The 13,906-nt window shown below is 49.5% G+C and carries 10 protein-coding genes; 2 read left to right on the forward strand and 8 right to left on the reverse strand.

Going from position 1 to position 13,906, the window contains the following annotated elements; genetic code table 11:
• The first annotated feature begins 179 nt into the window (after positions 1–179).
• Positions 180–839: a DUF1707 SHOCT-like domain-containing protein gene (locus CWI73_RS11445; RefSeq protein ID WP_126752901.1), complete on the forward strand. Its 660-nt coding sequence runs from the start codon at positions 180–182 to the stop codon at positions 837–839.
• Here CWI73_RS11445 and CWI73_RS11450 read toward each other — a convergent pair.
• The gene (locus tag CWI73_RS11450; RefSeq protein ID WP_126752902.1) at positions 836–2,428 is read right to left on the reverse strand and encodes an ABC-F family ATPase; all 1,593 of its coding nucleotides are present in this window, start codon (positions 2,426–2,428) and stop codon (positions 836–838) included. The two genes, CWI73_RS11445 and CWI73_RS11450, sit on opposite strands and share 4 nt — an antisense overlap.
• A gap of 104 nt (positions 2,429–2,532) precedes the next feature.
• Here CWI73_RS11450 and CWI73_RS11455 point away from each other — a divergent pair, with 104 nt between their 5' ends.
• Positions 2,533–3,426 (forward strand): mechanosensitive ion channel family protein, encoded by an 894-nt coding sequence (locus CWI73_RS11455; protein WP_241968899.1) that lies wholly within the window; start codon positions 2,533–2,535, stop codon positions 3,424–3,426.
• Between the two features lie 63 nt (positions 3,427–3,489).
• Here the strand turns inward: CWI73_RS11455 and CWI73_RS11460 are convergent, their stop codons facing one another.
• The 7 genes from CWI73_RS11460 to argC all read right to left on the reverse strand — a co-directional run bounded on the left by CWI73_RS11460 (position 3,490) and on the right by argC (position 13,812).
• A complete protein-coding gene (locus CWI73_RS11460) occupies positions 3,490–6,195 on the reverse strand; it encodes a TonB-dependent receptor domain-containing protein (protein WP_126752903.1) in 2,706 nt (901 codons plus the stop codon).
• Positions 6,196–6,267: 72 nt separating this feature from the next.
• Positions 6,268–7,848 carry a hypothetical protein gene (locus CWI73_RS11465; protein ID WP_126752904.1) on the reverse strand — a complete coding sequence of 527 codons (1,581 nt, stop codon included), beginning with the start codon at positions 7,846–7,848 and terminating at the stop codon, positions 6,268–6,270.
• A 171-nt stretch (positions 7,849–8,019) separates the two neighbouring features.
• A complete protein-coding gene (argH, locus tag CWI73_RS11470) occupies positions 8,020–9,882 on the reverse strand; it encodes an argininosuccinate lyase (protein WP_126752905.1) in 1,863 nt (620 codons plus the stop codon).
• Between the two features lie 3 nt (positions 9,883–9,885).
• Entirely contained in the window at positions 9,886–11,097 is a 1,212-nt protein-coding gene (locus CWI73_RS11475; RefSeq protein WP_126752906.1) for an argininosuccinate synthase, read from the reverse strand.
• Complete coding sequence (locus CWI73_RS11480; RefSeq protein ID WP_126752907.1) at positions 11,094–12,044, reverse strand: ornithine carbamoyltransferase; 951 nt, start codon at positions 12,042–12,044, stop codon at positions 11,094–11,096. Before CWI73_RS11480 ends, CWI73_RS11475 begins: the two co-directional genes overlap by 4 nt.
• Positions 12,045–12,046: 2 nt before the next feature.
• Positions 12,047–12,790 (reverse strand): acetylglutamate kinase, encoded by a 744-nt coding sequence (gene argB / locus CWI73_RS11485; protein ID WP_126752908.1) that lies wholly within the window; start codon positions 12,788–12,790, stop codon positions 12,047–12,049.
• Positions 12,787–13,812, reverse strand: a complete 1,026-nt coding sequence (gene argC / locus CWI73_RS11490) for an N-acetyl-gamma-glutamyl-phosphate reductase (protein WP_126752909.1) — start codon at positions 13,810–13,812, stop codon at positions 12,787–12,789. Before argC ends, argB begins: the two co-directional genes overlap by 4 nt.
• Positions 13,813–13,906: the final 94 nt, after the last annotated feature.

Raw genomic sequence — 13,906 nt, forward strand, 5'->3', positions numbered from 1 at the left:
TGTCATTTCGTATTAACCGCTAGATTCAAGTAGATGGCCGATTCTGCTAAATAATGGCGAAATATAATAGTCAGCTTTAGGATTTAATTTTTAACACACTGATTTATATAGACTTTGTTTTTGGCTTAACTCTTGCACTATGACTCATAATAAAAAGACAAGAACAATAAGGACGCATTATGAGTGTGAAATTCGAAGATCGACCTTTAGACAAGGTTCGTGAGGAAACTATTGACCAACTGGTCATGAACTACGGTCACGGGGAACTTTCCTCAGAAGCGTTTGAGCGCCGTCTCGATGCGGCTATGGATGCAATAGAACATAGTCAACTTGCTGCGCTAGTAGAAGACCTCGAGCTGAAGCCTGACACGTCGTACGACAGCATGAAAGAACAAAAATTCTCGCCACACTATGGTGAAGGACGCGCCCAGCCAACGGAAAATGTGGTTTCTATTTTATCATCCAACGAGCGAACAGGCGTATGGACGGTACCGCGTGAAATAACGGTGTATGACTTTCTGGGCTCTGTCGAACTCGACTTTACGGATGCCGTGTTCCAACACCCCGATGTCACTATCAAAGTGGTCGGGATGCTTTCAAGTCTCGAAATTTACGTACCTGAAGAAATCATGATAAGCACCAACGTATTTAATATTCTTGGTTCCACTGAAAACAAAGCGCCATCCATGGGAAACCTGAAGCAAGTTCCCCATATTCGAATTGAAGGCTTTCACGTGCTCGGTTCGGTTGAGGTAAAAGTCAAACGCACCATTAAAGAGAAATTCGTGGCTTTTGCAAACAACCTGAAAGAAACCTTTAACTCAAAGAACTTTTACTAAGCAGCAGCCAGCTGTGCCAAATACTCGTCGTAACTGCCGGCAAAGTCACGTAAGCCTTTGTCGGTAATTTCAATAATACGGGTCGCCAGTGAAGACACAAACTCGCGGTCGTGACTGACAAACAACAAGGTACCCTCAAACTGCTCCAGCGCCAGATTCAGAGACTCTATGGACTCCATATCCAGGTGGTTGGTCGGTTCATCCATCACCAAGATATTGGGCTTCTGAAGAATTAACTTACCGAATATCATCCGCCCTTTTTCACCACCGGATAAAATCGACACCGGTTTTTGAATATCATCCGCAGAAAACAGCATGCGTCCCAAAACACCGCGTATCGACTGCTCGTCGTCACTGGGTTGCTTCCATTGGTACATCCATTCGTACACCGTCATTTCCTGCTTAAACAGGTGTGCGTGATCTTGTGCATAGTAACCAATGTTGGCATTTTCAGACCATTTAATACTGCCAAAGTCCGGTGTGTAGTCGCCCATTAGGCACTTCAGCAGGGTTGTTTTACCAATACCATTGGCACCAATAATGGCGACTTTTTCGCCCACTTCTACCGAGGTACTCAGACCTTTCAATACCGCCTGCTCGTCAAAGCTTTTACGCACATTGTCGGTTTCAAGCGCCAGCCGATACAATTTCTTCTCTTGGGTAAAGCGAATGTACGGATTCACCCGGCTTGAGGCTTTTACTTCTTCCAGCTGAATCTTTTCCATTTGTCGTTGACGCGAGGTTGCCTGCTTGGCCTTCGAGGCATTCGCCGAGAAGCGGCTGACAAAGCTCTGCAGCTCCGCAATCTTCTCTTTCTTCTTGGCGTTGTCGTTCATCAGCTGTTCACGCGCCTGAGTGGCGGCAAACATATATTCGTCATAGTTGCCTGGGTAAACACGCAACTCACCGTAATCAATATCCGCCATGTGCGTACACACCGTGTTCAGAAAGTGACGGTCGTGCGAAATAATGATCATGGTGCTTTGCTTTTCCGCCAGCACACCTTCTAACCAGCGAATGGTGTTAATGTCCAGGTTATTGGTCGGTTCATCCAGCAACATAATATCCGGCTCAGAGAACAATACCTGCGCCAGTAACACCCGAATTTTAACGCCCGGTGCCAGCGCCGACATTAAGCCGAAGTGCTGCTCTACCGGTATCCCCAGTCCCAACAACAATTCGCCAGCACGAGACTCAGCTGTGTAACCGTCCATTTCAGCGAATTCAGTTTCTAAGTCGGCAACACGCATGCCGTCTTCTTCACTCATCTCACCGCTGCTGTAAATACGGTCACGCTCTTCTTTTACCGCCCACAGCTCTTCATGCCCCATAATAACGGCATCGACCACGCTGTAATCTTCATAGGCAAACTGGTCCTGACGCAATTTACCAATGCGGGTGTTGGGCTCTAACGACATGTTACCGGCGGACGGCTCCTGCTCACCACTTAAAATGCGCATAAAGGTCGACTTGCCGCAACCGTTAGCGCCAATAAGACCATAACGGTTGCCATTGCCGAATTTAACAGAAATATTTTCGAAAAGAGGCTTCGCACCAAATTGCATGGTGATATTTGCAGCAGAAATCACGTAATCTATATCCAGAATGAGGGAGTAAAAAATGAGCGCGCAATGTACGCGTTTTTCCCGTAAATTACAAAGAAAGATTCACAAATAGGTAATTGATGATGCAAATGTCCTGGACAGACCTTTCGACGAATATTGGTAAAATTTGGAATACCGAGCTTTGGAAATCTGGAGAGGCTCAAATTCATCTCAGTCAGGTCGTTATTGCGCTAACACTTATCATTGTTGGCGTTATTGTTATTCGCTGGGTTGGATCCAGACTGGTCAAGCGGGCATTGAGTGCCAGTAACGCGTCACAAAATACCGTTTTTGCATTTCGAAAACTGTTTTCATTTCTAGCTTACGTACTCATAGTACTTATTGCACTGCCCGTTGCCGGCATACCTATTACGATATTTGCCGTACTCGGCGGTGCGCTTGCTATTGGTGTGGGCTTTGGTGCTCAGAACCTTCTCAACAACTTGATTTCAGGCATGATTCTGATTGCCGAACGCCCGATTCGTATTGGCGACATTGTCGAGCTGGAAAATGAACGGGGTCGTATTGAAGAAATCGGTAATCGGTGTGTGCGAATTAAACGTTATGATGGCGTTCATGTTCTGGTGCCAAACAGCTACTTTCTTGAGCAACGCGTGGTTAACTGGACGCTGGTTTCAACAGAAATACGCAGTACGGTGACGGTAGGAGTGGCTTATGGCTCACCGATAGACAAAGTACGCGAGCTGATGTTGGAGGCCGCCAGTAAACACGAAAAGATTGTTCAGGAACTGCCAATTGAAGTGTTCTTCGATGACTTTGGTGACAATAGTTTGACCTTTAACTTAATGTTCTGGACGGCGGTTGAAGCGCCTATGGATATTCGCCGAGTACAATCGGACGTACGCTTTAAAATCGATAAATTGTTTGCCGAAAATGAAATCGTTATCGCCTTCCCTCAGCGCGACGTACATTTGGATACGTTAAAGCCGTTGGAAATCAAAATGACCCAATCGGACGCATAAAAAAACGCCACCTCATCTGAGGTGGCGTGCAAGTACAACAGTAACAACCAGGGATTACTTCATTTAAAACTCGTAGCTGTAACTCAAGCTAACGACTGTTCCTACTTCTTTACTACGAACCAAAATGCCCGATTGGTTCACTTCCTGATCTTCACCCAGCAAGTTTTTCACTTTAAAGCCAATCTTTGAGTTGAAGTTCGGGTAATAGTTGTAAACCAAGTCCAGTGAATGGAACGGTTGCTCATAAGCGTCATCACGACCACCAACACCGGCTGCCAGAATGCGCTCACCAAAGACGTTGTAAACCAACGAGGTTGAGTGCTCACCGTTAGCAGAATCGTAGTTTAACTGGAAGTTAGCTACATACTCTGAATGTCCGGTCATGCGCTTAGTCGGGTTGGTTAAGTTACCCGCCAACGCAGGGTCAATCGACGCTTCTGAGTCACTCCAGGTTAAGTTACCTGAGGTGAAGAAGCCGTTCTCCAGGTAGCCTAAGTCGTGCAACCACTCAAACTCGACACCGTATACTTCAGCGGACTCACCGTTAACATAGGTCAATGTGTAGTCTTCATCTCCCACACGAAGCACCGACTCTATAGGATTCGAAATATCCTTATAAAACGCCGCAACGGTGTAGTTGTCGCCATTATCCGCATAGTACTCGAAACGAGCGTCGTAGTTTTTCAAGTCACTACTTTGCAGGCCGGCAGTACCGAACGTACGAATGTCAGTAACCGGGTCGTAGTAAGCAACGGGTACCGTTTCACGTAAGTCCGGGCGTACTACTGTCTCGCCGTAACCAAAGCGCAACTGATAATTATCGTTGGCCATATAGGTTAGTGACAGTGCAGTGTAGATATCATCTTCTGAAATAGAACTGTCGGCTACACGCTGAGGATTGAAGTAATTATTCAAATCCTGCTCGTCAAAAATCAGACTCGAGGTCGCCAAGGACACCTGTTTAAAGTCTTCGTAACGAATACCGCCACTAAAGCGCCAGGTATTATCGAATATCGCATCGAACTCACCATAGTAAGCGTCAGTTTTCTGAGCCGCTAAATAGTCATCAGCGTTAGGTGCCCCCGGCTCACGGAAGGTAATGCGGAAGTCATTTTCGTCAATGACCTCATCCGTCAAATAACCGGTAACACCCAATACATTCTCTAAGTCATCCAATACCGACAAGCGTGAACCTGAGGCGTTATCCAAACTGAAGCGACTGGTGCTGTAATAACGAGCTTTATCCATAAAGTCATAACCAGCTTTCAGCTCCAGCTCAATACCAGACAACATAATTGGGAGCGAGAAGTTACCACCGTAAGATTTCACGTTGTCTTCCATGTCAACAAACTGGAAAATCGCACGGTTGTCATCACCCGTTACACGAGTCTCAGAAAAGCTTCCGTCAGTGTTGTAGATGTCATCAAAACGGTAAGACACTTCAGTCGGAATTTCCGTTTCCGCTTTTGACTCTGTATACTGCCAGTCAAAACCAACACCCCAGTAATCCATGAAGGTGTGTTGCCCACGGAATTGATCGACATTCAGAACACGCTCTTCATACTTGAATTCATGCTCGCGGTTAGCAATGCCGGTTCCGGCGATGGTTTTTAAGTTACTGCCGTTGGGGCTTTGCTTAATACCGAACTCGGACTCGTCCTCTGAGTCTTCCAGATAAATCTTGGTGTAGCTAACATTGTGAGTATCGAGCTGATAACCCGCCGTGAAGAAACCATTTAAACGTTCAGTTTCTGTCGTTACTGTGGTTTCAGACAAAGTGTTGTAACACGAATTCGACACATCCTCGGCGGTTTCCAGCGAGGTTGAACAGCCTGCTTCCGCGTTATTACTAATGACCGCATTACGACGCGCTGACGCATCCCAGTCATTGTCGTAGGAAGCGGCCGCTAACACACCGAAAGTACCGCCAAACCAGGCCTCATCAAAGCTGTTACCTAAGGTCGCTTTTAAATCAAAGTTAGGGTCTAACGACTCTTTCTTAAGCACCATATCTCGCGGTAATTGCTTAGCCAGCGACGCGTTGATAGCACGCGCCTGATCACCGGCGCTAGAGCCACTACCCGTTAATCCATCGGTGTTAATAATATTACGCAAGCTAAAATCGCCTTCGTAACGACCAATAGCGTCCTGAATTCCAGAAGGAATTCCGTTGTCGTTGCGGTTATAGGTATAACCTTCGTCGGCATTACTGTTTAAACCGACACCGGCTTCAACATTAAAGACGAAGTCATTCGGCAATGAACGCGTGCGAATATCGATATTACCGCCACCAAAAGCCGCCGGCATAGACGGTGAAAACACTTTTTGTACCGCCATGCTTTCAATAATGGTCGACGGGATAATATCCAGCGGCACCACATTACGCGTCAAGTCCGGGCTCGGTATACTAGCGCCGTTGATGCGCGCACTTGAGTAACGCTCACCTAAGCCACGAACATAAATGAACTTACCATCGACAAGGGTCAAGCCTGTGACTCGACGCAAAGCGGAAGCCGCGTCACTGTCACCAGAGCGAGATAGTTGTTCCGCACCTAAAATGTCCGCTACGAATGCTTGGTTCTTACGTTCTTCTACAACCGCCGCAGCGCTTCCTTGCAAGCGACTTCCGGTAGTCACCACTTCTTCAATGGTCGATTCACGCTCGATGTCAGCGTCTTCAGCTTGCTGAGCCAAGGTTACCGGACTGGTGGCGACAAGACCTAATCCAACCGCCAGTGCTACAGGCTTGAGTTTGTAGTGATTTTTCATAACCAACTCCTACACTAAAATCGGAAAATAGGCGCAACCTGTGTGCGCCTATTCATTAACCTGCAACTCAACTTAGTCCTGCTCAGAGGCGGTCACTGCGTTGTCTACCCACTGATACCATTCAGAGCTGGTGTCGTCGTTCGACAGCGCACCAATGAAATCAACCGAGGTAAAGAAGTCGTCGTTTAATCCGGTTAGGTCATTTGCCGTAATCGTGATAGATGACGACATGTCAGTTGAAATACCATCATCGTTCAGTACCGTTGCTGAACCGTCCAGAATTTCATTCGCGCTGCCGTTTTGGTACCACTGAGTGTAGGTTTCACCATCAGCGAAGGTATTGTCACCTGTGCTAACAAAGTTATTGGTACAAGCTAATACTGAGCTGTAGAAGTCCAGTTCACCGTTATCCACGCCAGCTTCACCGTCCGACGTAAAGAAGACACAGCCATCATCTGCCGTACCGTTTTCTTTGATTTTCAGCACGTTGTACATTTGACCCTGGAAGTTATCGTCAAACTTCGTCGCAATTGACGGGTCGTTGTCGCGCACAGACGTGCCGTCAGTGGTGATAATGGTCACGTTAGCAATGGTTGGGGCAGAAGCCGGTGCTTGCGAGTAGTCCGGTCCATTGTTTTTCTCACCGTCTGCCTCAAAACCACCATTACCCATATAGTTTGTCTGGCCGTCAACTGTCACTGTGCCGTGTTTAATAAACACGAACTGCGCACGTCCCTGCCAGCCGGCGTCCATATCCAGCGAGTCGTCCTGAGTATCCGTTACGACAATGTTTCTTAGATCAGCCGCACCACCGAAAAACTCAATACCGTCATCATAACCCTGGTGGATGTGAATGAATTCGTAAGAAGATCCAGAACCTACTGCGTTCAGTGTTAGTGAGTTCAAGTCGTCGCCATCACCGCCGTCACGAGGGCCTGAGCCTGCGTACCAAATTTGTGCGTACTTCATTGAGCCGCTGTCGTCCGTATTGTCGTTACCACCGTAGAAGCTGACAATACCTTCCGACTCACGGTTACAGGTGCCAGCATCGCGCTCTGCATCCGTACATTCGTTGGTGATGCCGTTACCGTTAACGATTATGCCACCCCAGTCTGCGTAGCGCGGAGCGTCGCCTGATACGTTTAAACGGTCAAATTCATTGGCCGAGGTAAATTTAATAGGCTTATCAAACGTACCAATAGCATTCAGTTGCGCACCGCGGGCAATCTGAATAATGGCTTCGCCAGATGTGAATGCTAAAATCGCTCCCGGTTCAACCGTCATCACCGGACCGTTTTGATTAATCTCACAACCCGTCGTGGTGTCACAGTCTTCACCAATCTGCAAAGCGCCTTCAAACACGTGTACACCACCGTCAGGCAACTCATCAAAAGTAATGTCTTCCGTAATTTCTATCGTTGCGCTCGCAAAGTCGGTGTCATAAGAGCAGTCCTGGCCATCGTATTCACCCTGAACATCTGCGTAGGTTGCACACGGGTTTGATGAGCCGCTGTCACCACCACCAGTGTCTCCGCCGGCATTTGAGCCACCGCCATTGTTGACGGTTGGCGTTACGTTAATATCGCCGCCACAACCGGCTAATAGAAGTGCTGTGGTCACTGCAGAGATCTTAAATAAAGTATTGAATTTCATTGGGTTCTCCCGACTTCTTCGTGTCATGTTGTGATTTAAGTCGGGAGCAGATTAGGACGCTTGCATGACAGGATTGTGACAACACAAAAGTGTCACAAAATATTCACCGTTCGGTAACCTAAATTCAGTTTTTTGATCTTTGCACTTGTTGAATAAGTAACCCTAACCTGACTAACAAGCCGAGCGAAAAATTAACTGTTCGTTCGGCTGCTCAAGGTGGTACTCCATAGCCAGCTCGTCGCAGTTGGCCAGCCTTGGGCAAATCTCACAGTCCTTCATGACCTTTTCCGGCAAGGTATCTTTCGAACAATGGCTAAAGCCCTGCTGCTCGAAAAAGTCCGGCACCCGGGTCAGCACAATCACCCGGTTTAGCTGCAACAGGCGGGCTTTTTTCAATAAGTAAGCCACCAACATACGCCCCTGACCACGCACCTCGGTTTTCGGGTTGACTCCTAACGAGCGAATTTCCGCTAAACCTGTGGTGTAGATATACAATGACGAACAGCCCATCACCTTACCGTCAACTTCGGTCACCGCAAATTCGTTAATAGAATGCACGATGTCATCTTTCGCCCGCGGCAGATTCTCCCCCGCTCCAGCCCAGTGCTGAACTAAGTCTAAAATAGCGCCAATATCACTTAAGTTCGCGTCACGCACCTGAATTTGCTGTTGCTGCTGCGCTGCTTTTAACGCTTCATTCACCCGCTGCGGCGAGGTACCACCCAGGGCGCAACGTTTATCCAGTAACGCGTCCAGCGTCAGCCAGTCATAAACGTCCTGCTCAATCACCGGCGCCACTGCCTGAAAGGCTTCCAGTGACATATCTTCCAATGGCTTTTTCGCCTGAATGGCTTGTTGCACCAGTTCACCAACGTTGTGATGCGCCTGCCGAAAAGGAATGCCTTTGGATACCATATAGTCCGCGAGCTCAGTCGCATTGGCATAACCGCCTTGCGCAGACTTACGACAAGCCTCCTGATTAACCGTCAGACCATTCAGGGTCGAGGTCACCATCGCCAGTGATGCCTGCCAGGTGGTAAAGGCATCAAACAGCCCCTCTTTGTCTTCCTGCATGTCTTTGTTGTAAGCCAGCGGCAGTGCTTTTAAGGTCATCATTAAGCCGGTTAATGAACCCACCACTCGGCCGCTTTTACCGCGCACCAACTCCAGCGCGTCCGGGTTTTTCTTCTGCGGCATCAGTGACGATCCCGACGTCACGTTATCGGCCAGCTCAATAAAACCAGCTTCCCCGGAGTTATAGAAAATTAGGTCTTCCGCTAAGCGCGACAAATGCAGCATCGACAACGACGCGGTGCTTAACAGCTCCACCACAAAGTCACGGTCAGATACTGAATCCAGACTGTTGCGCGTTGCTTCACTAAACCCCAGCTCGCTGGCGATGGCTTCACGGTCGACCGCATAGGCTGTGCCTGCCAAAGCTCCGCAACCTAAGGGGCTTTTATTGAGCCGATCAGTGGCGTCTTGTAAGCGCTCATTATCACGCTGCAGCATTTCTACATAAGCTAAGCACCAGTGTGCCAGCAATACCGGTTGCGCCCGTTGGAGGTGCGTATAGCCCGGTATCACAGTGCCTCTTTCGCGCTGCGCCAGGTTCAGTAATGCCTGTTGAGTTTGCTTCAGAGACTGCTGCAGAACACCAGCCTGCTCCCGGCACCACAAGCGTAAATCGGTGGCAACCTGATCATTACGGCTGCGCCCGGTGTGCAGTTTCTTGGCTAAGTCACCCACCTTAGCTATCAGCGCTGCTTCCACAAAAGAATGAATGTCTTCGTCGCCACCAACAGCCACTGCCGCAGGGTCTTCGCGCACTTCGCTGAGCAGTTCATTCAATGCCTGCTGTAACTGCTGACATTCATCCCGGTTCAGTACGCCAACCTTATGCAGCGCGTTCGCCCAGGCTTTAGAGCCGGTAATGTCCTGCTCAGCCAACACATAGTCAAACGGCAGCGAGTCATTAAACTGCTGAAACGCGGCATCGGGTGCTGCCGCAAAACGTCCACCCCATAGCGCCATAATCTACCCCTTTTGCTGCTTCTGTAACGCCGCAATCCGGCTGGGAAGAGAGAACAACCGAATAAAGCCTTCGGCGTGCGCCTGGTTATAGACTTCGTCCGCGCCAAAGGTCGCAAAGTCTTCGCTGTATAAACTATTCGGAGAACGTTTCTGAACCGCAGTCACTGAGCCTTTATAGAGCTTCAGCACCACGTCGCCGCTGGCGGTCGAACACAGTGACTGCGCGGCTGCCATCACCGAATGCTGCAATGGGGTAAACCAGCGCCCGTCGTATAGCAATTGCGCGAACTGCTCGCTTAGCTGAGCTTTCCAGCTGCGGCTGGTTTTATCCAATACCAACTCATCAATCGCCTGCAACGCTGCCATCATAACGGTACCGCCCGGGGTTTCGTAGCAGCCGCGGCTTTTCATGCCCACCAGACGGTTTTCCACAATATCCACGCGCCCGACACCATGTTTCGCGGCAATGTCATTCAACACATCCAGACATTCAAAAGGCGACAGTGCCTTGTCATTCACCGCCGTAATTTCACCATTTTTGACCTTAACGGAAACATACTCCGGTTTATCCGGTGCCTGCTCGGGCGATGTCGTCATGGTCCAGACTTTCTCCGTCGGCTCACACCAGGGGTCTTCCAGCTCACCACCTTCGTGCGAAATGTGCCAGGCGTTAGCATCCCGGCTGTAGATTTTGGTCGCCGACGCCGAGCACGGAATATCCCGCTCTGCCAGATAATCCAACAGAGACTCCCGGCTGCTCAGCTCCCATTCGCGCCACGGAGCTATCACTTGTAAGTCAGGTGCTAACGCCGCGTAGCAGGACTCAAAGCGCACCTGATCATTACCTTTACCGGTACAACCGTGCGCCAGCGCATCCGCACCCACTTTACGGGCGACTTCAACCTGAGCCTTAGCAATAATCGGACGCGCCATGGCCGTGCCCAATAAGTAAGTGCCTTCGTATATGGCGCCTGTTTTGAGCGTTGGGTACACGTAGCTCTTCACAAACTCGTCTTTTAAATCAACTACATGGCATTCGGACGCGCCGGACGCTTTGGCTTTCTCTTCCACGCCTTCCAGCTCTTCGGCGCCCTGCCCCACGTCAGCCACAAAAGCCACGACTTCACAGCCATAATTTTCTTTTAACCAGGGCACAATGGCCGAGGTGTCCAGACCGCCAGAATAGGCCAATACAACTTTCTTCACGTGACTCATGAGGCTTTCTCCATAGATTCTGGCAGTACTGCTGCCGTTGGGTTTAATAACAGGGTTAATAAAGCGTTTTGCGCGTAAAGCCGGTTCTCGGCCTGCTGGAAACAGCGCGACAGCGGTCCGTCCATAACATCGGAGGTAATTTCATAGCCGCGATGCGCCGGCTGACAGTGCAGCACCGAAGTAACACCACTGTGCTCAACGAGCTGCGCGTTTATTTGGTAGGGGTGGAAAATTTCACGGACTGCATCCAGAGGTTGATCATCTCCCATGGACACCCAAGTGTCGGTGTAGAGCGCATCGGCATCTGCCACCGCGGCAATATCGTGCGTCACCACAATGTGGGCGCCGCTTTGCGCCGCAAGTGCTTGTGCTTTCTTCACCAAATCCGCATTGGGCTCATAGCCTTTCGGACAAATAACGGTGCAATCAGTGCCGACTGCGGCAGCGGTTAGCATCAGCGAGTGCGACACGTTGTTGCCGTCACCTAGGTACACCAGTTTTAGTCCCTGTACCTTGCCGTACTGCTCCTGCAGCGTTAGAAAATCGGCCAATGCCTGGCAGGGGTGAAACAAGTCGCACAGACTATTCACCACAGGTACCGAAGCATGTTGGGCTAATTCTTCTAAAGTACGGTGCGACATCACCCGGGCGACAATGGCATCCGCCCAGCAGGATAGATTACGGGCATAGTCGGCGACGGTTTCCCGTACGCCCATGCCCTGCCCCTGCTCATTCAGGTACACGGCATGACCGCCTAACTTCTGCAAACCAATATCAAAAGACAGCCGCGTGCGCAGGCTCGGCTTTTCAAATAAGGTAACCACGCTTTTGCCGGCCAGCGTGTGTTGGTAGTTTTCGGGAGAGGCTTTTTGCACCTGCGCTAAAGCCAATAACTGTAACGTGTCAGCCGGAGAAAGCTCCAGCCCGGTTAAACAATGTTTCATCATACTTACTCACTAATCTGTGTGCCTGAAAAGGGGTTATTCATTACATTCCAACTGCCAATTCGCACACATCGTCGTAAGCGTTTTGCGGCGCTTAGCGCCCCGCGAACTTTTACCTCCATGCCGTCTTTAATCACTCCCGCCTGGGTAAGTTGCTGAATAGATTCTGAATTGAGGTGGCTTAAAGGGTTTCCACTACCGTCCAGCACTGCTTCAACGTCGGTTATCAACAGCAAATCGGCATTGTAGGTGGCAGCGACGGCCACAGCGGCATCATCCGCATTCACATTGAACCACTCACCCTTTTCGCCAAAGCCAATAGAGCTGATAATAGGTAGGTAACCATGCATCAGTAAGTCGACCAACAACGCAGGCACCGGCTCCGTACTTGAAACCTGGCAAAGACCAACCTGACCTAAGCCTGCAGACTGTTGAACACAATGAACGCCAGCTTCGTAAAGCGTCAGGCCAATCGGCTTTAATCCTGCGGCAATCGCCTGCTTCATTAAGGTTTTGTTGGCCGCACCCGCCAGGCCACCAACTATGTAGGGCATGTGTTGCTCAGGGCTGATTCTTAAACCATTCACCTTTTCACTCTGTAAACCGGCCGTTGCCAGCCACTGTTGCACCAGCGCTCCGCCACCGTGCACTAACACAATGTCATCATCATTTTGTTGCAGTGACTGAAACAGCGCACCCAGAGTTTCTGTTTGTTCCAGCAAACTACCACCGAGTTTAATAACCTTCACAGCAAGCCCTCCTCAACCGGCAGTCCCAGTTGCAGATTAATGCACTGAATGGCCTGACTCGCTGCACCTTTCAGTAAGTTATCAATAGCTGACAGCACAATGAGCTGGTTACCCTGCCGGTGCCAGCCAATATCGACAAACGGCTGCTGCACAACGTTTTTAATAGCGGGACGGCTTTGGCTTTTCGCACGTACCAAAGGTGCAGTCGCATAGCACTTATAAGCGTTGGCAAGGTCATCGTCAGTGACCGTGTCATTCAAGGTTGCGTAAACGGTTGCTAAGATGCCTCTCGGAAAATTCGCTAAATGCGGCGTAAAAAGCACCTCTTGTTGTAGCTGTTGAGCTATTTCCGGTGTGTGTCTATGACCAAAGAGTCCGTAGGCTTGCAGCGATAACTCAGCACCATGGCTGGTCAGTGACGCTTTTCGTCCCGCGCCGGTAACACCGGATACCGCATTAACAATCACTTTTTCATTCGTCAGCAAAGATTTTTGCTTTAAAGGCATCAGTGCCATTAGCGCTGCGGTCGGGTAGCACCCCGGAACCGCAACCAGTTGCGCAGTTGCGATATCGGCGGCATTCCATTCAGCCAGACCATAAACAGCATCGTCTAACCAGTTTGAATGCTTGTGCTCAAAGCCATAAAACTCGGAATACTGGTTTACATCGTGCAGCCGAAACCCACCAGACAAGTCGATAACTTTAAGCCCCGCCTGCAAAAAACCGGGTGCCAACGCCACACTAACCGCATGATCCGTGCATAAAAATACGGTGTCCGCCTGCTCAGTAATGGCTGCTTTGGCACCGCTCGACAAGGGCTGCAAAGGTACAGCTAAAGAATGTGCATATTGCGGATGTAAATCGCCGAGCAAGGTGCCTGCATCACTGCTATGCTCAGACACGTAGCAGCCAAACAGCTTTAGAGCTGAGTGCTTCTGTATTAACCGTGACAGTTCGGCGCCAACATAGCCGCTGGCTCCAATAATGGCGACGGTGTGTGACTGTTTTGTCTGGTACTGCATGAAAAAACCATTGCTGTTTATGCTTAAAAATGCAGAATAAACGAATAAATATATTTATGCAATAATCATGAATAATTATTTTTAACAGGAATTG

This window comes from Idiomarina piscisalsi (assembly GCF_003987095.1).
GTDB classification, from domain to species: domain Bacteria; phylum Pseudomonadota; class Gammaproteobacteria; order Enterobacterales; family Alteromonadaceae; genus Idiomarina; species Idiomarina piscisalsi.

What these genes read in the sequence shown, in the direction of transcription:
- CWI73_RS11460 (WP_126752903.1), bottom strand. Translation starts at nt 6,195, where the DNA reads ATGAAAAATCACTACAAACTCAAGCCTGTAGCACTGGCGGTTGGATTA.
- CWI73_RS11480 (WP_126752907.1), bottom strand. Translation starts at nt 12,044, where the DNA reads ATGATGAAACATTGTTTAACCGGGCTGGAGCTTTCTCCGGCTGACACG.
- CWI73_RS11445 (WP_126752901.1), top strand. Translation starts at nt 180, where the DNA reads ATGAGTGTGAAATTCGAAGATCGACCTTTAGACAAGGTTCGTGAGGAA.
- CWI73_RS11475 (WP_126752906.1), bottom strand. Translation starts at nt 11,097, where the DNA reads ATGAGTCACGTGAAGAAAGTTGTATTGGCCTATTCTGGCGGTCTGGAC.
- CWI73_RS11455 (WP_241968899.1), top strand. Translation starts at nt 2,533, where the DNA reads ATGTCCTGGACAGACCTTTCGACGAATATTGGTAAAATTTGGAATACC.
- argC (WP_126752909.1), bottom strand. Translation starts at nt 13,812, where the DNA reads ATGCAGTACCAGACAAAACAGTCACACACCGTCGCCATTATTGGAGCC.
- argH (WP_126752905.1), bottom strand. Translation starts at nt 9,882, where the DNA reads ATGGCGCTATGGGGTGGACGTTTTGCGGCAGCACCCGATGCCGCGTTT.
- CWI73_RS11465 (WP_126752904.1), bottom strand. Translation starts at nt 7,848, where the DNA reads ATGAAATTCAATACTTTATTTAAGATCTCTGCAGTGACCACAGCACTT.